Below are 18196 nucleotides of genomic sequence, written 5' to 3'. Positions count from 1 at the left end.
AATGCCCGATGCGCCCCGCGACGGCCCCGCCGGCCCCGGCCGGCCCAGCACCGCCCGCTTCGGCGAGCGCCTGGCCGGCCGCACCGGGCGTGCCTTCTGGCGCAGCTTGGAGGAACTTGCCGGGACGCCCGAATTCGCGGCCGCCCTGCGCGAGGAGTTTCCCGCCGCGGCGAGTCTTGCCGGCGTGCTCGACCGGCGCTCGCTGCTGCGGGCGATGGCGGCCTCTCTCGCCCTGTCGGGGCTCACGGGCTTCGAGGCCCATGCCGAAGAGACGGCGCTGCCCTATGTCGAGCAGCCCGAGGGCGAGGTGCCGGGCATCGCCCGCTGGTACGCGACCGCCGTCACCTTCGGCGGCTTCGCCCAGCCGGCGCTCGGGAAGACCTATGCCGGCCGCCCGGTGAAGCTGGAGGGAAATCCCGACCATCCGGCCACAGGCGGCGCCAGCGACGTGTTCCTCCAGGCGGCCCTGCTCGGGCTCTACGATCCCGGCCGCTCGCAGGCGCCGCGCCGGCTCGGGCGCCCGGCGACCTGGGCGGCGTTCGACGACGCCGTCCTGCGCACCGCCACCGCGCTCGACGCGACGCAGGGAGAGGGCCTGCGGCTGCTCACGGGCACCGTCACCTCGCCGACAATGGCACGGCAGATCGCGGCGCTCGGCACGCGCTGGCCCAAGGCGCGCTGGCATGTGTGGGAGCCGATGGCCGGCTCCGGGCATGAAGCCACCGCGCGCGTGTTCGGGCGCCCGCTCGACATGCATGCCCGGCTCGACCGCGCCGAGGCCGTGGTGTGCCTCGACGCCGACCCGCTGGGCCCCGGCGCGCACCAGAGCGTTAATGCCCGGCGCTGGTCGGCGCGGCGCGAGGCGTTCCGGCGCGGGGAGGGCGGCTGCCGCTTTCTCGTCGCCGAGGCGGTGCCGAGCCTGACCGGGATGATGGCCGGCGACCGGCTGGTCGCGGCGGAAGCGCGCGTCGCCGCCCTGCTGCTCGCCCTGGCGGCCGAGTTCGGCGTCGCGGGCGCGTCGGCACCGGACCTCGCCGGCGACGAGCGGCGCTGGCTCGCCGATGCCAGCGCCGCGCTGCGAGCCGCGCCCGGCCGCGGGCTGGTCCTCGCCGGCGAGCGGCAGCCGCCCGAGTTCCAGGCGCTGGCCCTGCTCGTCAACGAGCGCATTGGCGCGCTGGGCACCGGCCTGACCTTCACCGCTCCGGTCGCGGTGGCGCCGCCGGAAGGGATGGGCTCGCTGCCGGCGCTGGTCGAGGACATGGCGGCCGGGCAGGTCAGCGCGCTTGTCATGCTCGGCACCAACCCGGCCTATACGGCGCCGGCCGGCGTCGATTTCCGCGCCGCGCTCGACAAGGTGGCGTTCCGGCTCCATGCCGGCCTGCACCATGACGAGACTGCCGCGCTGTGCCACTGGCACGCGCCGCTGGCGCACGAGCTGGAAAGCTGGAGCGACGCCCGCGCGGTGGACGGCACCGCCAGCATCGTCCAGCCGCTGATCCGCCCCTTCTATGCCGTGCGCGGGGTGCACGAGATCCTCGCCAATCTGGCCGGCGACTTCGGCAGCGGGAGCCGCGACATCGTGCAGGCGACGTGGCGCGACTGGTGGGGCGAGGCGTTCGACGGGCGCTGGCGCGACGCGCTGCTGCGCGGCTTCGTCGAGGGCAGCGCGCCTGACCCCGTCACACCGGCGGTCGCCACGCGGGACGTTCCCCCCGTGCCGGCGGCGGCGGACGGGCTGACGGTCTGCTTCCGGCCCGACCCGACGATGTGGGACGGGCGCTTCTCCGACAATGCCTGGCTGCAGGAGACCCCGAAGCCCTTCAGCAAGGTCACCTGGGGCAACGTCGTGGCGGTCAGTCCCGCGCTCGCGGCCGAGCGTGGCCTCGCCACCGGCGACGAGGTGACGCTGACGCTATCCGGGCGCCGGCTCACCGGCGCGGTCTGGGTCATGCCGGGGCAGGAGCGCAGCACCCTCGCGCTCACCTTCGGCTATGGGCGCCGGCACGAGGGCGGGCTCGGCGCGGGGTTCGGCTATGACGCTTTCGCGCTCCGGCCGGAGGGCCGCTGGAGCCTCGCCGGCGCGGAGCTGGCGAAGACCGGAGGGCGCCAGCAGGTCGCCACCACCCAGACCCATCAGGCGATGGACGGCTTCGACTTCGTGCGCACCGTCGCCACCCCCGGCGAGGCGGTGCCGAAGGCGGACGACGCGCCGAGCTTCTATCCGCGCCGCCACTGGGACAGCCCGTCCTGGGGCATGTCGATCGACCTCGATTCCTGCATCGGCTGCAATGCCTGCGTGGTCGCCTGCGTCGCCGAGAACAACGTGCCGATGGTCGGCAAGGATCTGGTGGCGCAGGGGCGCGAGATGCACTGGCTGCGCGTCGACCACTATTACGAGGGCGATCCGGCCGCACCGAAATCCTATGTCCAGCCGGTGCCCTGCATGCATTGCGAGCAGGCGCCGTGCGAGATGGGATGCCCGGTCAACGCCACCGTGCACAGTTCGGACGGGCTGAACCTGCAGGTCTACAACCGCTGCATCGGCACCCGGACCTGCTCCTCCTTCTGCCCCTACAAGGTGCGCCGCTTCAACTGGTTCGACTTCACCAGCGCCGACCCGCCGGAAATGCGCGCTGCGCGCAACCCGGACGTCACCGTGCGCGGGCGCGGCGTGATGGAAAAGTGCACCTATTGCGTCCAGCGCATCGCCGAGACGCGGATCACCGCGCAGAAGGAGGGCCGCCCGATCCACGACGGCGAGGTCGTCACCGCCTGTCAGCAGGCCTGCCCGACCCGCGCCATCAGCTTCGGCGACGTGACGGACGCGGCCAGCGCCGTCAGCGGCCGCAAGGCGAGCCCGCGCAGCTACGCCCTGCTGGAAGAGGCCAACACCCGGCCGCGCACCACCTATCTCGCCCGGGTCGAGCCGGCCGGGAATGACGGGGGAGGCGAAGCGGGATGAGCGACGTCGCCGGCCCCTCCCGCGACCGCTTCGCGGCCGTGACCGAGGAGGTTACCTCGATCCCGCTGCGCTACCCCGAGCCGCGTGGCTGGTGGATCCTGTTCGCCTTCGCCCTGCTGCTGCTGATGGTCTTCGTGGTCTCGGCCGGGGCGCTGCTGCGCTACGGCGTCGGCATGTGGGGCAACAACATCCCGGTCAACTGGGGCCTCGCCATCTCCAACTACATCTGGTTCCTCGGCATCGGCCATGCGGGCACGCTGATCTCGGCCATGCTGCTGCTGCTCGGCGCGCACTGGCGCAATGCACTGAACCGCTTCGCCGAGGCGATGACGCTGTTCGCCGTCGTCTGCGCCGGCCTCTACCCGATCCTGCATCTGGGCCGACCGTGGCTGTTCTACTGGATGGCGCCCTATCCCAGCACAATGACGGTGTGGCCGCAGTTCAAGAGCCCGCTGACCTGGGACTTCTTCGCCGTCCTCACCTATCTCACCGTCTCGGTGCTGTTCTGGTACATCGGCATCGTGCCTGACCTCGCCGCCACGCGCGACCGGGCGCGCACCCGCCGTCAGCAGGTGTTCTACGGGCTGGCGGCGCTCGGCTGGCGCGGCTCGGCGCGGCACTGGGCGCGGTGGGGGCAGGCCTACCGGCTCACCGCCGCGATCGCCGTGCCGCTGGTCGTCTCCGTGCATTCGGAGATTTCGCTTCTGTTCGCCGCCGGGCCGATTCCCGGCTGGTCCTCGACCGTGTTCCCGCCCTATTTCGTGCTCGGCGCGGCCTTTTCCGGCTTCGCGGTGGTAGCGATGATCGCGGTCGTGCTGCGCCACGCGCTCGGGCTGCAAGACCTGGTGCGCGAACGCCATCTCGACCTGCTCGGCATCTTCCTGCTCGCGACCGGGCTGATGACCGCCTATGGCTACTGGGCCGAGGTGTTCGACGTGCTCTATGCCGGCGAGAAGCAGGAGCTCGGCACGCTGCAGGACCGGCTGGTCGGCGCCTATGCCTGGAGCTACTGGGGCGCGGTGGTGGCCAATTTCGTGCCGCTGCAGCTCCTGTGGTTCCGCTCCATCCGCGTGCGGCCGCTGCCGCTGTTCCTGATCGCGCTCAGCGTCACCATCGGCATGTGGCTGGAGCGCTACATGCTGCTGGTGACCTCGCTCTACCGCGACTGGCTGGTCTCCTCCTGGGCCGAGTACCACGCCAGCGTCTGGGAGTGGGGGCTGTTCGCCGGCATGCTCGGCGTCTTCCTCGCACCGTTCCTGCTCTTCGTGCGTTTCCTTCCCGTCATCTCCTCCTTCGAGATCAAGGAGGTGATGGCCGAGGACGAGGAGGAGCGCCATGCGTAAGCCGGCGCCACGCAGCCCGAAGCCCCGTAATCCGAAGCCCCGCCATCCGGCGCCCGGCAAGACGATGCCGCGCGGCGAGGCGACGCTGCGCGAGCCGACGCCGCACACGCCGGTGTTCGGCCTGATGGCCGAGTTCAGCCGGCCCGAAACGCTGGTCGACGCCATCGCGAGCGCCCGCAAGGCCGGCTTCCGCCGCATGGACGCCTATTCGCCCTTTCCGGTGGAAGGGGCGCAGCAGGCGCTCGGCTTCGAGGACAACCGCGTGCCCTGGCTCACGCTGGCGGGAGGCGTGTTCGGTGCCGCGCTCGGCTACGGCATGCAGGTCTACACCAACGCCGCCTACCCGATCGACATCGGCGGGCGGCCGCTCTTCGCCACGCCGGCCTTCATGCTCATCACCTTCGAGCTGATGGTGCTGTTCGCCGTCATCTTCTCGATCGGCGGCATGCTGGCGCTGAACCGCCTGCCGCGCCTGCACCATCCGGTGTTCGACATCGAGGCGTTCCATCTCGCCAGCTCCGACAAGTTCTTCCTCGTCATCTTCGGCGACGACCCGAAATTCGACGACGGCGCCACGCGGCGCTTCCTGGAGGGGCTCGAGCCGGTGGGCGTGGCGCTGGTCCGCCACACGGAGGCGCCGGAATGAGCCGCGCCGCGCGCCGTCCCGCCATCGCCCTCCTGCTTGCCCCCCTGCTCGCCCTCGCGCTCGGTCCGCTGCTCGCCGCCTGCGACGACGAGATGAGCCACCAGCCGCGCTACGACAGCTATGAGCCGAGCGAGCTGTTCGCCGACGGCAAGTCGCTTCAGGCCCCGCCCGAGGGCACGGTGGCGAGGGACGAGCCGGCGCGACAGGCGGCACTCGACCAGCGTCCCGCCATGAGCGCCGGACTTCTCGCACGCGGGCGCGAGCGCTTCGGCATCTACTGCACGCCCTGCCACGGCTATGCCGGCTATGGCGGCGGCACCGTGCCCACGCGTGGCTTTCCCCGCCCGCCGAGCCTGCATGAGGCACGGCTGCGCGAGGCGCCGTCCTCCTATTTCGTCGACGTCATCACCCATGGCCACGGCGTGATGTACTCCTATGCCGACCGCGTCTCCCCGGCCGACCGCTGGGCGATCGCCGCCTATATCCGCGCGCTCCAGCTCAGCCAGAACGCGCCGCTCGCCAGCCTGACGCCGGACGAGCGGCGCCGCCTCGGAGGCGGGTCATGAGCGACACGCGCTCCCTCCGGCTGCTGGGCGTCGCGGGCCTGCTGACGAGCGCGGCCGCGCTCGGGCTCGCTCTCCTCGTCCCGGGCGCGATGCTGGGCTGGCTCGCCGCCTTCGGCTTCTGGTCCGGCCTGCCGATCGGCGCGCTGTGCCTGTCGCTGATGATGGGGCTCGTTCCCGGCGCCTGGCGCCCCGAGCTGGAAGGCTTCGCCCACGCGATGCTGGTGCCGTTCGCGCTGGCCGCGCTGGCCGCGGTCCCGGTGCTGCTCGCGATTCCCGCCCTCTATGAATGGTCCGGCATGGCGTTCGAGGGCTGGCGCGGCATCTACCTGACGCCGTGGTTCTTCGTCCTGAGGACGCTCGTCTTCTTCGCGTTCGCCGGGATCGTCTCGGCCTTCGTGCTGGCGCGCGGCGCTGCGGGCGGGCTGGCGGCGGGCGGGCTGATCGTCTTCGTGCTGCTGGACACGACGGCCGCCGTCGACTGGCTGATGTCGCTCGACCCGCACTTCCACTCCTCCGGCTTCGGCCTCTACGTGCTCTCGATCCAGGCGAGCAGCGCGATGGCGACGCTGGTGCTGCTGCGGCTCGCCGCCGGCGGCACCGGAAGGCAGACCGGCCTGCTCGGCGGGCTGCTGCTCACCGCCCTGCTGCTGTGGGCCTACATGGCCTTCATGCAGTACTTCATAAGCTGGTCGGACAACTTCCCGCCCATCGTCGCCTGGTACCAGACGCGGGCCAGGGGCGTGTGGTCGCTGGTCGAATACGCCATCGGCGCGCTCGGGCTGGTGCCGATCGTGCTCCTGCTGCTGCCGCCGGTGCGCAACGGCCCGCGCTGGCTCGCCGCCTTCGCCATGGCGACGCTGCTCGCCAAGGCGCTGGAGATGGCCTGGCTGGTGCTGCCGGCGGGCGAGGGCGGGGCGGCCCCGGTCGCGGCGGCGCTCCTCGCCTTCGCCGGCCTCGGGGCGCTCGGCATGGCGGTGCTGCTGGCGGCGCTTTCGGGCCGCCTGAGGCAGTGGCGCCTGGAGCGCGGGGAGGCGGCGCGATGAGCCCGGCACGCGGACACGCCCCGGCCGAGGCGGGCAAGCCGGCCTATGACAAGCCGGCCTATGAGCCGCGCGACGTCCCGGTGCGCGGGGTGATCTACGCGCTGTTCGGCGTGTTCGCGCTGATGGCGTTCGCCGGCGCGGTGGTGGCCCTCGTGCTGGCGCTCATCGCCCATTCGCGCCCGCCGCAGCGCGCCACCGCGCTCGAGACCGCCCGGCAGGAGCCACCCGGCCCCCGGCTCGAGGTCTCGCCCGAATCCGACCGCCGCGCCATCGAGGCCGCCTCCCGGGCGCGCCTCCAAGGATATGGCTGGGCCGACCAGCCGGCCGGGCGCGTGCGCATTCCCATAGACCGGGCCATGCAGATGCTTGCCCGGGACGGCTGGCCCGACAGCAACGGGGGAGGCAACGCCGCGCCATGAAAGATCTCGCCATCGCGAATGTCGCCGTCCGGCACCTCGTCGCCGCGATGTTGCCGCTGATGCTGCTGCTGATGATGCCGGGCTTCGCCCATGCGCAGGCCTTCGATCCCTTCAACGAGGCGGGCATCGACCAGCATCCGGGCGCGCAGATCCCGCTCGACCTCGCCTTCCGCGACACCGACGGCTCGCCCGTGACGCTGGCCGAGATCGGGAAGGGCAAGCCGATCCTGCTCGCGCCGGTGCTGCACCACTGCCCCAACATCTGCGGCGTGACGCTGGGCGGGTTGGCGCAGGCGATCCGCTCGCAGGAATACAAGGCCGGCTCCGACTTCACCGTGGTCGCGTTCGGCATCGACCCGAAGGAGGGGCCGGACGCGGCGCAGACCTCGGTCGACGCCCTGCATGCCGGCTTTCCCGACCTGCCGGACCGGGCCATCCACGGGCTGACCGGCCGCGAGGAGAACATCGCCAGGGTCACCAAGGCGCTCGGCTACCGCTATGCGTGGGACCCGCGCATCGGCCAGTACGCCCACGTCGCGGCGGTGGCGGTGCTGACGCCGGACGGGCGCCTCGCGCGCTGGCTCTACGGCGTCTCGCCGGAGCCGACCGACCTCAAGCTGGCGCTCACCGAGGCCGGGGAGGGCAAGCTCGGCACCTGGGGCGATCAGCTCCTGCTGCTCTGCTACCACTACGATCCCAAGACCGGGCGCTACGGCTCCATGATCTCGTGGATGCTGCGGGTCGGCGGCGGCGCCACCGTGGTGCTCGGCGCCGGCTTCATCGGCGTCGCCCTGCTGCGCGAGCGGCGCTCGGGAACGCGGGGGAAGGGGTGATGGAAAACCTGGCGGGCTGGGCGAGCGAGGCGTCGGCCCACGCCGCCAGCGTCGACCGCCTGATGCTCGCCTTCACCCTGATGATGGTCGCGCTCTCGGTGCCGGTCTTCGTGCTGATGGCGGTGTTCGCGGTGAAGTACCGGCGCGGGCGCACCGCCAACCGCGCCCACCCGGTCAACCGCAATGTCTGGCTCGAAGTGTCGTGGGCGATCGTCCCGTTCCTGCTCACCGTGGTGTTCTTCGTCTGGGCGACCAAGCTGTTCGCCGATCTCTACGACCCGCCCGCCGACGCCATAGCCATCGACGTCGTCGCCAAGCAGTGGATGTGGAAGTTCCAGCATCCCGGCGGCCAGCGCGAGATCAACGAGCTGCACGTCCCCGCCGGCGAGCCGGTGAAGCTCACCATGGCGTCGGAGGACGTGATCCACAGCCTCTACATCCCCGCGCTGCGGCTGAAGCAGGACGTCGTTCCCGGCCGCTACACCTCGATGTGGTTCACCGCCGACAGGCCGGGCACCTACAAGCTCACCTGCGCTGAGTTCTGCGGGGTCGACCATTCCGTGATGGGCGGCAGCTTCATCGTCATGACCCCGGCGGCCTATGAGCGCTGGCTCGGCCAGTCGCAGGTCGACGACACACTTGCCGCCGCCGGCGCGGTGCTGTTCCGCGAGCGCGGCTGCAGCGGTTGCCACGGGCCGGGCGCGACGGTGCACGCGCCCCCGCTGACCGGGCTCTACGGCAGGCCGGTGCCGCTGGAGGGCGGAGGCGTCGTCACCGCCGACGACCAGTACATCCGCGACAGCATCCTGCTGCCGCAGTCGCAGATCGCGGCCGGCTACCCGCATATCATGCCGACCTTCCAGAACGTCCTCTCGGAGGAGGAGGTTCTCCAGCTCGTCGCCTACATCAAGTCGCTGCGCAGCGGATCGCCCGAGGGGATGCGGCAATGACCATGGACAACGCGCTGGAGCGCCGGCCCAACCCCGATGACCTCAACGACCGCGGCCTTTCCGAGACGCAGGACGAGCGGGTGAGCTACCTGCGGGCCGGCCACACGCTGCGCTCCTGGCTGCTGACCACCGACCACAAGCGCATCGCCATCCTCTACCTGATCTCGGTGACGCTGTTCTTCTTCATCGGCGGGGCGGCGGCGGCGCTGGTGCGGGCCGACCTTCTGACGCCGCAGGCGGACCTGCTGACCAATGAGGGCTACAACCGCGCCTTCACGCTGCACGGCGTGATCATGGTGTGGTTCTTCCTCATTCCCTCGATCCCGAACACCTTCGGCAACTTCCTGATCCCGCTGATGATCGGGGCGCGCGACCTCGCCTTTCCCCGCCTCAACCTGCTGAGCTGGTACATCTACATGCTCGGTGGGCTGTTCACCGTTTTCGTGCTGATCGCCGGCGGGGTCGACACCGGCTGGACCTTCTACACGCCGCTGTCCTCGATGTTCTCGAACGGCCATGTGGTGATGGTCGCGGTGGCAGTGTTCGTGGTCGGCTTCTCCTCGATCCTGACCGGGCTCAATTTCATCGTCACCGTGCACAAGCTGCGCGCGCCGGGCATGAGCTGGGGCCGGCTGCGGCTGTTCGTGTGGGCGCACTACGCCACCTCGCTGATCCTGGTGCTGGCGACGCCGGTATTGTCGGTCACGCTCGCCCTGGTGGCGGCGGAGCGGCTGTTCGGCCTCGGCATCTTCGATCCCAAGCTCGGCGGCGACCCGCTGCTGTTCCAGCACCTGTTCTGGTTCTACAGCCATCCGGCGGTCTACATCATGGTGCTGCCGGCGCTCGGCGTGGTCAGCGAGCTGGTGGCGGCCTCGGCGCGCAAGCCGGTGTTCGGCTATCGCTTCATCGCCGGCTCGTCGATCGCCATCGCCATCATCGGCTTCCTGGTCTGGGGTCACCACATGTTCGTGGCCGGCCAGTCCATGTATGCGAGCGCGGTGTTCTCGTTCCTGAGCCTCGCGGTCGCCGTGCCCTCGGGCATCAAGGTCTACAACTGGACCGCGACCCTCTACAAAGGCCATATCGAGCTCGACCCGCCCTTCTTCTTCGCCGCCAGCTTCATCGGCCTGTTCGTCGTCGGCGGGCTGACCGGGCTGGTGCTGGCGATGCTGGCGGTCGACGTGCACCTGCACGACACCTACTTCGTGGTCGCCCATTTCCACTACATCATGGTCGGCGGCACGGTGTCCGCCTATTTCGGCGCGCTGCACTTCTGGTGGCCGAAGATGAGCGGGCGGATCTATCCGCGCATCTGGGGGCGTCTCGCCGCGATCTTCATCTTCCTCGGCTTCAACCTGACCTTCTTCCCGCAGTTCATCCTCGGCTATCTCGGCATGCCGCGGCGCTACCACGTCTACGACCCTTCGTTCCAGGTGCTGCACGTGCTCTCCTCGGCCGGCGCCTCGATCCTCGGCGTCGCCTATCTGATGCCGTTCACCTACCTGTTCTGGTCGATGCGCTACGGCGCCCCCGCGGGCCCGAACCCGTGGGACGTGCGCGGGCTCGAATGGACCGTGCCCTCGCCTCCGCCCAAGCACAATTTCGAGGAGATCCCCGTCGTCACCGGCCCGCCCTACGACTACCCGCTCGAGCGGGAGGGCGATCAAGGGGAGGCCGGCGATGCGGCGGAAGGGAACGCGGCTGAAGGGAATGCGGGGAGCCGGGCATGAGCGAGCGGATCGAGCTCCACGAGCCCTTCAGCGATGCCGCCCAGCAGCACGAGGCGGGCATGCTCGGCATGTATGTCTTCCTCGGCACCGAGATGATGCTGTTCGGCGGCGTGTTCGCGGTGATCTTCGTCACCCGCGCGCTTCATCCGGCCGAATTCGTCGCCGCCTCGCAGAAGCTGCACGTGTTCATCGGCGCGCTCAACACGGGCGTGCTGCTCACCTCGAGCTTCGCCGTGGCGCTGGCGGTGGCGTTCGCCCGCGCGGCCCGGGCGCGGCTGGCGGCGGGCCTGCTCGTCGCCGCGGCCGGGCTCGGGCTGGTGTTCCTGGGGCTGAAGGCCTTCGAGTACACGCTTGAGATCCATGAGGGCCTGCTGCCGCTGTTCAGCCGCCCGGCGAATTTCTCCGGGCCGGTCGAGCATCTGTTCATGAACCTCTATCTGGTCGCGACCAGCCTGCACGCGATCCACATGACGATCGGCGTCGTGCTGCTGACCGGCCTCGCCTGGCGCATCGCGCGCGGGGGCGTGCCGCTGCCCGGGCGGGTGGCGCTGGTGGAGAACAGCGGGCTCTACTGGCACTTCGTCGACGTGATCTGGGTGTTTCTCTATCCCGCCCTCTATCTCGCAAGGTGAGCGGCATGAGCCTGGTGCGCACTCTCTCCCTCGTCTGGGCGGCCCTTCTGGGGTTGCTGCTGCTCACGCTCGGCGCCAGCTTCGCGCTGACCGGGCCGGCGAGCCTCGCCGCCAGCCTTGCCATCGCCGTGGCCAAGGCGGCGCTGATCTACTGGTTCTTCATGCACCTGCGCGAGGAGGGCGGGCTGGTGCGCCTCGCCGCGCTCGGCGTCGCCGCCTGGCTCGTCATCTTCACCCTGCTGACCTCCGCCGACTACGCGATGCGCCCCTGAGGGCGCGGGGAGGGGCCGCAGACGCAAAGCATCGCGGCCGGCGCATGGGCCGGCCGCGACAGGTTTCTTCCAGCAGTGGAGAGGGCCGGCGCCTACAGCCCGGCGGCGCTGGCGGTGGCGCCGGAGGAGGTGACCCGCCACACCGTGTTGCCGACATCGTCGGCGATCAGCAGCGCACCGTTCTTGTCGACGGCGACGCCGACCGGGCGGCCATGGGCCTTGCCGTCCTTGGTCAGGAAGCCGGTGACCACGTCCTCGGCCTTGCCGCTCGGCTTGCCGTCCTTGAACGGCACGAACACGACCTTGTAGCCGTTGAAGTGGTCGCGGTTCCAGCTTCCGTGCTCGCCGACGAACGCGCCACCGTGATACTTCTGCGGCAGGGCGTTGGCGGTGTAGAAGGTGAGGCCCAGCGGGGCGACGTGCGAGCTCAGCGCGTAGTCCGGCGGGATCGCCTTCTCGACCAGGTCCGGGCGCTGCGGCTGGACGCGCGGGTCGACATGCTGGCCGTAATAGCTGTAGGGCCAGCCATAGAAGGCGCCTTCCTTGACCGAGGTCATGTAGTCGGGAACGAGGTTCGGGCCGAGCTCGTCACGCTCGTTCACCACCGCCCAGAGCGCGCCGGTCTGCGGCTCGAAGGTCAGCCCGTTCGGGTTGCGCAGGCCGCTGGCGAAGATGCGCTTGGCGCCGGTCGCCCGGTCGACCTCCATGATCGCGGCGCGGTTCTTCTCCGCCTCGAGGCCGTTCTCGCCGATATTGCTGTTGGAGCCGACGCCGACATAGAGCTTGGTCCCGTCCGGGCTCGCCACCAGGCTCTTGGTCCAGTGGTGGTCGATCGGCCCGCCTGGCAGCGGCGTCAGCACCGTGGGCTTGGCGGTGATCTTGGTGTCGCCGGTCTGGTAGGGATAGCGCAGGATCGCGTCGGTATCGGCGACATAGAGGTCGTTGCCGACCAGCGCCACGCCGAAGGGCGAGTTCAGGTGGTCGAGGAAGACCGAGCGGACCTCGGGCTTGCCGTCGCCATCCGCGTCGCGCAGCAGGGTGATGCGGTTGCTGGTGCCGGTATCGCCGCCGGAGGTCACCCAGCCCTCGATCCAGTTCATCACGATGCCCTTGGGCCGCGTGACCGGGTCGGTGCCGGGCGACTTCGATTCGATCACCAGGACGTCGCCATTCGGCAGCACGAAGATGTTGCGCGGGTGCTCGAAGCCGGAGGCCAGCGCCGTGACCTTCAGGCCGGCGGCGGCGGTCGGGGTCTGGTTGTCCTTCCACCCGACCACCTCGGCGAGGTGCATGGTGGGAAAGAGCCCTTCATGCGGCTCGGGCAGCGTCGGGTTGGGGCCGATCTGCGCCTGCGGATCGATGTTCTCCTGCGCAAGGCCGGGCACCGCCAGCGCGGTGACCGACAGCAGGACGACCGCCGCCCCGCGGCCGGCGGAGATGAGGGTGCGGGTCATTGGTAATCAACTCCGTGGCGAGGGCGATAGACGAGGAGCGCGCCGGCGAAGGCCGTGCCGATGAGCACCAGCACCGTCAGCGCCGACAGGACGAGCCCGGAGGGCACGACGGACGTCCACGCATCGCGCGAATGAATGAGCATGTTGAAGGTCGCGAGCACGAGCGCGACCAGGTAGCCGAGCACATAGGGGACCATCCCCGAGCGTTCCCGCAGCGAGGGACGCACGATCATCTCGACCAGCCCGACGATGGCGAACAGCAGGGCGAGCACCACGCCGGCGCTGATCAGCCATGCCGAGAAATCGGCCCACATCATCTGCGCCGAGCCCCAATAGGCGAGGTCGGTCAGCAGCGCGCCCGTGAAGCAGGTGGCCGGGATGAGGGCGAGGAAGGGGTGGATCGGAGGGGAGGCGATGCGCATCACGCGCGCGTCTTCAACGGTCATGGGTGTGACTCCCGATAAGTTCCAGCTTGTCCGGAACGGGCTTCACGGCCCGCCATCAGGATCTGGGCGGCATTCCGACGGCGGCCGGTCAGTCGGCGGCCGGTCGGTGCGGGCGGTGATTGGAGCGCTGGGGGGCCAGTCGTTGCCCGCCACTTCTTCAATCGACGGCGGCCGCAAAAGGTTCAGCGTGTCCGCCAGAAAAACGCCAAGATTATCAAAGGTTAAAGTCGTTCCGCCGACTTCCGCAGCGGCATTCGGCGCCCGCCGAACCGTCCCCATGCGGGGCGCGCCTCTCGCACGCCGCCGCACGGGGGCCGTCCGGGGCCTCTAGCCGGTGTGGCTGTAAATCCCGCCGGGACGGGAAATGCCGGCCAGCGCCACGCCCGCCGCGCCGTCGGTCGCGGCGGTGGCGACGTCGGCGAGGGAGAGGATGCCGATGAGCTGCTTGTCGGTATCCACCACCGGCAAGCGGCGGATCTGCAGGTCGCCCATGTTGCGGCTGACCTCTTCGATCTCCTGATCGGCGAAGCAGTACTTCACGTCGGGCGTCATCACCTCGTGCACCTTGGTCTCCGGCCCCTTGCCGGCCGCCACGGCGCGCATGACGATGTCGCGGTCGGTAATCATGCCGACCAGCCGGTTGTCCTTGCCGACCGGCAGACTGCCGGCGTCGAGGCCGGCCATCAGCCGCGCCGCCTGCTCGATGGTCTCGTCGGCATTGGCGACGCGCACGTCGCGGGTCATTACTTCCCACACCTGCATCGCTCTCTCCATTGTTGGGATCAGGGCGACCTCGGGACCCGTGCCGCTGCCGCTACGTCCTGTCCGGGGAACGGTTCGTCGGTGGCGGAGTTCCCACTAAAGTTTCTCAGTCCCGGTGCCCGGAAGCCGGCCGTCGCAGGCGCCGCGACGCTGCCGCCCGCAAGTTCCCGCCGGCAGGTCGCGGCCGATCCGATACGTGCTCCCAAGGGATGCCCAACGAAGGAGAAGCGTGATGTCCCTCGACGTCCTCGCGCTCAACTGCACGCTGAAGCACGGCAACGCCGCCTCATCGACCGGTCGGCTGCTCGACGAGGTGATGGAGGCATTCAAGGCGCAAGATGCCTCGGGCTGTACGATCCGCGTCGTCGACCTCGACGTTAAGCCCGGCGTCAGCGCCGACGAGGGCCCGGGCGACGACTGGCCGGACCTGCGCACACGCATCCTCGCGGCGGACATCGTCGTCATCGGCACGCCGGTGTGGATGGGGCAGCCCTCCTCCGTCGCCAAGCGGGTGCTGGAGCGGATGGACGCCTTCATCTCCGAGGCCGACCAGCACAGCCGCATGCCCACCCATGGCAAGGTCGCCGTGGTGGCGGTGGTGGGCAACGAGGACGGCGCGCATCACTGCCACGCCGAGATCTTCCAGGCGCTCAACGACATTGGCTTCACCATTCCCATGGGCGGGGGCACCTACTGGGTCGGCGAGGCGATGGGCGCCACCGACTACAAGGACCTGCCGGAGCCCGCCGGGAAGACCCGCCACACCACGCGCGTCCTGGCCGCCAACGCGGCCCATCTCGCCCGGCTGCTGAAGGACGCGCCCTATCGGGGCGTCGCGAACTGACGCCCGGCGCGTCGGCGCCGGACGTTTCGGGGACACTTATTCGGGGAGAGGGCGCCATGCGCAGCCAGACCCATTTTCTTTTCGATCTCGACGGCACGCTGGTCGACAGCGTGTACCAGCACGTCGCCGCCTGGAAGGAGGCGCTGGACGAGGAGGGCATCGAGCTCTCCTTCTGGCGCATCCACCGCAAGATCGGCATGAGCGGCGGGCTGTTCACCAACCAGCTCCTGCGCGAGACCGGCCTGACCATCGATCCCGAGCGCGGCGAGCGGCTTCGCCGCGCCCATGCGGCGGCTTACCGGCGCCTTTCCGCTACCGTGCGGCCGCTGCCGGGCGCGCGCGAGCTTCTGGCGGCGCTGACCGGGAACGGCATCGGCTGGGCCATCGCCACCAGCGGGCGCATAGAGACGGCTGCGCCCAACATCGAGGCGCTCGGCGTCGATCCGTCCGCCGTGCCGGTCGTCACGCGCGACATGGTGAAATACGCCAAACCCGACCCGGACCTGTTCCTCGCCGCCGCCGACCGGCTCGGCGCGCCGATCGGCTCGTCCGTGGTGGTCGGCGACAGCATCTGGGACATGCTGGCGGCGGTGCGCTGCGGCGCGCTCGGCATCGGCCTGCTGTCGGGCGGCTATGGCGAGGCGGAACTGCGCACCGCCGGCGCCTATCGCGTGTTCGAGGATCCCGCCGACGTGCTCGGCCATCTCGACGAGGTCGGCGGCCGGCTCTGAGGCGGGCTGGCAGCCGGTGATCCTGCCGGCAGGGAACGCGAGGCGCGCATCGAACGTTCGGGTTCTGCCCCGGGCCACTCCAAGCCTTCATGGCCCGGGTCGTGCTCTCGAGCGTGCTGGACCCGCCCATGCTGGAACGTGCCGTCTGTACCGATTCCGCCACCCGGCTTCATGAGGTGGAGCCCCCGTCCGTCCGTCCGCCGCGCGCGGTGGTGGCTATCCCCGCCCGCGACGAGGAGGAGCGGATCGAGGCGTGCCTGTCGGCGCTGCTGGCGCAGCGACGCGAGCATGGGGCGGCCGATGTCGGCCTCGTCCTGCTCGCCAACAATTGCCGCGACGCCACTGTCCGGCGCGCCCGGCGGCTGCTCGCCTCCAGCGACATGCCGCACCGCGTGATGTCGGTCAGCCTGCCCTCCGAGCGGGCCAGCGCCGGCGCCGCGCGGGCGCTGGCGCTCGATATCGCCAGCTTATGGATCGGGCGCGGGGAGGGCGCGCTGCTGACCACGGACGCCGACAGCCGCGTCGGGCCGGACTGGATCGTGCGCAACCTCGCCGGGCTGCGCGGTGCCTGCGGGGCGGTGGCCGGCCGCTTCGTGTTCGATCCGGCCGAGGCGGCCCTGCTGCCGCGCCATCTGGCGCGGCGCCGGCGCGTCGAGGCGGCCTATGAGGCGGCGCTGCTCGCGCTCGCCGCGCGGCTCGACCCGCAGCCGCACGACCCGTGGCCGAACCACTGGACCGATTCCGGCGCCAGCTTCGCGCTCACCCTGTCGGCCTATCGCCGGATCGGCGGCCTGCCCGCCGTTGCCTGCGGCGAGGACCGCGCGCTCGCCGCCGCGCTGGCGCGCCACGACATTCCGATCCGCCACGATCCCGACATCGTCGTCACCACCTCGGCGCGGCTCGAGGGGCGGGCCGCACGCGGCTGCGCGGCGACGCTGCGCGAGCGCTGCGACGACCGGGCGACGCCCGGCGACGAGCGGCTGGAGGCCTTGCCGGTCGCGCTGCGCCGCATGGGGCTGCGCGCGCGCCTGCGCCGCGCCTTCGGCACGGGTTTTCGCCCCGGCGAGTGGGAGCGCCGGCTGGGTCTGAGGGCGGGCACGCTCTCGGGCGCCGCCTCGCTGCGCTTCGGCGAGGCGTGGGCGCGGGCGGAGGCGCTGAGCCCCCTGCTGCGGCCGCTGCCGCTTCGCCCGGAGGAGATGGAGCACCACCTTGCCGCCGCGCATCGGCTGCTGGCGCGCCTGCCGGCGCCCGGCGAGGCGCTATCGAGCGACCAGCAGGTCTAGGCGGTAGTCGCCGGTGCGCTGCTGCGTGTGGACGCGCAGCACGCGGGCCGTCTCGCGGATGAACAGCTCGGCCGCCGCGTCGCCGGTGAGCGGATAGTCGGTTTCGCCCAGCCAGTGCACCAGCTCGACATGCCCCGCCGGGGCGAGCGCGCCCGTGACCCGCGCCGCGAGGCGGGCGACGTCCTCGGGCCCCAGATAATAGACCACCTCCGACAGCACGATGAGGTCGAAGCGCCCGTCGGGCCAGTCGCGAGGGGCATAGCCCCCCATGAAGCGGACCTGCGCCAGCCCTGCGCAGCGCGCCCGCGCCCGTTCCAGCGCGAGCGGCGCGGGGTCGATCGCAATCAGCGCGTCGCAGCGGGCGGCCAGCTCATGGGTGAGCACGCCGATCGAGCAGCCGACCTCCAGCGCCCGCCGGTAGCGGGGGCGCGGTAGGGCGTCGAGCGTCGCCGCGTATTTCGCGCGCTCATAGGCGCTGGTCTCGAATGACCACGGGTCGGGCGAGCGCCGGTAGAGCGCGTCGAAATAGGCGGGGGGAAGGCTCGCGCTCATGCGCCGGCCTCGAAATAGGTCTCGAACCGGGTATCGAACAGCGCGATCAGCGAGGGCGTCAGGCGGAAGCCCTTCGGGTCGTCATGGATCAGGTTGGTGGTCTGCGACGCATGGGCGGCGATTGCCCGCCGCTTCGCCGGCAGGAAGGCCTCGATCTCGACCCGGCAGCCCTTCGGTGCCGGCCCGTCCAGCGGCTCCAGCGGCGACAGGGTCAGGCCCCAGACCGGGTATTCGAACAGCCGCGCGCCGTCGAGCCGCCGCACCGCCTGCCGCGCCAGCTCGAAGCTCGCCTGGTGGTCGCAATGGGGATCGTGACGCCAGGAGACGAGGACGACGTCCGCCCCCTCGCCGAGCCCGGCGATGCGCGCGATCGCCTCTTCGGCGAGGGGGCCGCGGGTCGGCACCTCCCGGTCGGGCAGGTCGATGAAATGCACGCGGCTCTCCTCGACGCCGAGCCGTTGCGCGGCGGCCATCGCCTCCTCGCGGCGCAGGGCGGCGAGGCGCGGCGGCGGGAAGGCGCGGGAATGGGGATGCGAGCCGGCGCCGTCGCTGACGAACACGATGGTCACCGGCAGGCCGTCACTGCGGCAGGCGGCAATAAGCCCGCCGCAGCCGAGGCTCTCGTCGTCGGGATGCGGCGCCACCACGAGCAGCCCGCGACGCACGAACGCGGCCGGCTCGACGACCGGGAAGTCCTCGATCGCGCGCAGCGCCTCGCCGGCGGTCAG

Annotated in this window: 19 protein-coding genes; 14 read left to right on the top strand and 5 right to left on the bottom strand. The window is 70.9% G+C overall.

Going from position 1 to position 18196, the window contains the following annotated elements:
- Nucleotide 1: 1 nt before the first annotated feature.
- From NVS89_RS02720 to NVS89_RS02670, 11 genes are read left to right on the top strand one after another with little or no spacing between them, the layout of a single operon-like run.
- Entirely contained in the window at nucleotides 2–2962 is a 2961-nt protein-coding gene (locus tag NVS89_RS02720; RefSeq protein ID WP_258730945.1) for a TAT-variant-translocated molybdopterin oxidoreductase, read from the top strand.
- A complete protein-coding gene (gene nrfD, locus NVS89_RS02715) occupies nucleotides 2959–4305 on the top strand; it encodes an NrfD/PsrC family molybdoenzyme membrane anchor subunit (protein ID WP_258730944.1) in 1347 nt (448 codons plus the stop codon). Before NVS89_RS02720 ends, nrfD begins: the two co-directional genes overlap by 4 nt.
- Nucleotides 4298–4951 (top strand): DUF3341 domain-containing protein, encoded by a 654-nt coding sequence (locus NVS89_RS02710; RefSeq protein WP_258730943.1) that lies wholly within the window; start codon nucleotides 4298–4300, stop codon nucleotides 4949–4951. Before nrfD ends, NVS89_RS02710 begins: the two co-directional genes overlap by 8 nt.
- On the top strand, nucleotides 4948–5517 hold the full coding sequence (locus tag NVS89_RS02705; protein ID WP_258730942.1) for a c-type cytochrome: 570 nt from the start codon (nucleotides 4948–4950) through the stop codon (nucleotides 5515–5517). Before NVS89_RS02710 ends, NVS89_RS02705 begins: the two co-directional genes overlap by 4 nt.
- Entirely contained in the window at nucleotides 5514–6560 is a 1047-nt protein-coding gene (locus tag NVS89_RS02700) for a hypothetical protein (protein ID WP_258730941.1), read from the top strand. The genes NVS89_RS02705 and NVS89_RS02700 overlap by 4 nt, the downstream gene beginning before the upstream one ends.
- The gene (locus tag NVS89_RS02695; RefSeq protein WP_258730940.1) at nucleotides 6557–6979 is read left to right on the top strand and encodes a hypothetical protein; all 423 of its coding nucleotides are present in this window, start codon (nucleotides 6557–6559) and stop codon (nucleotides 6977–6979) included. Before NVS89_RS02700 ends, NVS89_RS02695 begins: the two co-directional genes overlap by 4 nt.
- Nucleotides 6976–7812 (top strand): SCO family protein, encoded by an 837-nt coding sequence (locus NVS89_RS02690; RefSeq protein WP_258730939.1) that lies wholly within the window; start codon nucleotides 6976–6978, stop codon nucleotides 7810–7812. The genes NVS89_RS02695 and NVS89_RS02690 overlap by 4 nt, the downstream gene beginning before the upstream one ends.
- Complete coding sequence (gene coxB / locus NVS89_RS02685) at nucleotides 7812–8762, top strand: cytochrome c oxidase subunit II (RefSeq protein ID WP_258730938.1); 951 nt, start codon at nucleotides 7812–7814, stop codon at nucleotides 8760–8762. Before NVS89_RS02690 ends, coxB begins: the two co-directional genes overlap by 1 nt.
- Nucleotides 8759–10492: a cytochrome c oxidase subunit I gene (locus NVS89_RS02680; protein ID WP_258730936.1), complete on the top strand. Its 1734-nt coding sequence runs from the start codon at nucleotides 8759–8761 to the stop codon at nucleotides 10490–10492. Before coxB ends, NVS89_RS02680 begins: the two co-directional genes overlap by 4 nt.
- Nucleotides 10489–11124, top strand: a complete 636-nt coding sequence (locus tag NVS89_RS02675) for a cytochrome c oxidase subunit 3 (RefSeq protein ID WP_258730935.1) — start codon at nucleotides 10489–10491, stop codon at nucleotides 11122–11124. The genes NVS89_RS02680 and NVS89_RS02675 overlap by 4 nt, the downstream gene beginning before the upstream one ends.
- 5 nt (nucleotides 11125–11129) lie before the next feature.
- Nucleotides 11130–11396 carry a cytochrome C oxidase subunit IV family protein gene (locus NVS89_RS02670; RefSeq protein ID WP_258730933.1) on the top strand — a complete coding sequence of 89 codons (267 nt, stop codon included), beginning with the start codon at nucleotides 11130–11132 and terminating at the stop codon, nucleotides 11394–11396.
- Between the two features lie 92 nt (nucleotides 11397–11488).
- Here the strand turns inward: NVS89_RS02670 and NVS89_RS02665 are convergent, their stop codons facing one another.
- The 3 genes from NVS89_RS02665 to NVS89_RS02655 all read right to left on the bottom strand — a co-directional run bounded on the left by NVS89_RS02665 (nucleotide 11489) and on the right by NVS89_RS02655 (nucleotide 14058).
- Nucleotides 11489–12850, bottom strand: coding sequence for a PQQ-dependent sugar dehydrogenase (locus NVS89_RS02665; protein WP_258730932.1), 1362 nt, complete (start codon nucleotides 12848–12850; stop codon nucleotides 11489–11491).
- Complete coding sequence (locus NVS89_RS02660) at nucleotides 12847–13296, bottom strand: DUF2231 domain-containing protein (RefSeq protein WP_258730931.1); 450 nt, start codon at nucleotides 13294–13296, stop codon at nucleotides 12847–12849. Before NVS89_RS02660 ends, NVS89_RS02665 begins: the two co-directional genes overlap by 4 nt.
- Before the next feature lie 327 nt (nucleotides 13297–13623).
- Complete coding sequence (locus tag NVS89_RS02655) at nucleotides 13624–14058, bottom strand: CBS domain-containing protein (RefSeq protein ID WP_258730930.1); 435 nt, start codon at nucleotides 14056–14058, stop codon at nucleotides 13624–13626.
- A 232-nt stretch (nucleotides 14059–14290) separates the two neighbouring features.
- On the opposite strand from NVS89_RS02655, the gene NVS89_RS02650 reads away from it, so the two are divergent.
- From NVS89_RS02650 to NVS89_RS02640, 3 genes are all read left to right on the top strand, one after another.
- Nucleotides 14291–14902, top strand: coding sequence for a flavodoxin family protein (locus NVS89_RS02650; protein WP_258730929.1), 612 nt, complete (start codon nucleotides 14291–14293; stop codon nucleotides 14900–14902).
- 56 nt (nucleotides 14903–14958) lie between these two features.
- Nucleotides 14959–15633, top strand: a complete 675-nt coding sequence (locus NVS89_RS02645; protein WP_258730928.1) for an HAD family hydrolase — start codon at nucleotides 14959–14961, stop codon at nucleotides 15631–15633.
- A gap of 89 nt (nucleotides 15634–15722) precedes the next feature.
- On the top strand, nucleotides 15723–16916 hold the full coding sequence (locus NVS89_RS02640) for a glycosyltransferase (protein ID WP_258730927.1): 1194 nt from the start codon (nucleotides 15723–15725) through the stop codon (nucleotides 16914–16916).
- Here NVS89_RS02640 and NVS89_RS02635 read toward each other — a convergent pair.
- Together NVS89_RS02635 and NVS89_RS02630 are read right to left on the bottom strand one after the other, a co-directional pair.
- On the bottom strand, nucleotides 16893–17468 hold the full coding sequence (locus NVS89_RS02635; protein ID WP_258730925.1) for a class I SAM-dependent DNA methyltransferase: 576 nt from the start codon (nucleotides 17466–17468) through the stop codon (nucleotides 16893–16895). The two genes, NVS89_RS02640 and NVS89_RS02635, sit on opposite strands and share 24 nt — an antisense overlap.
- On the bottom strand, nucleotides 17465–18196 hold the full coding sequence (locus NVS89_RS02630) for a PIG-L deacetylase family protein (protein ID WP_374114522.1): 732 nt from the start codon (nucleotides 18194–18196) through the stop codon (nucleotides 17465–17467). Before NVS89_RS02630 ends, NVS89_RS02635 begins: the two co-directional genes overlap by 4 nt.

The organism is Ancylobacter mangrovi (genome assembly GCF_024752355.1).
GTDB lineage: Bacteria > Pseudomonadota > Alphaproteobacteria > Rhizobiales > Xanthobacteraceae > Ancylobacter > Ancylobacter mangrovi.
This window is presented reverse-complemented; position numbering and strand designations above follow the sequence as displayed.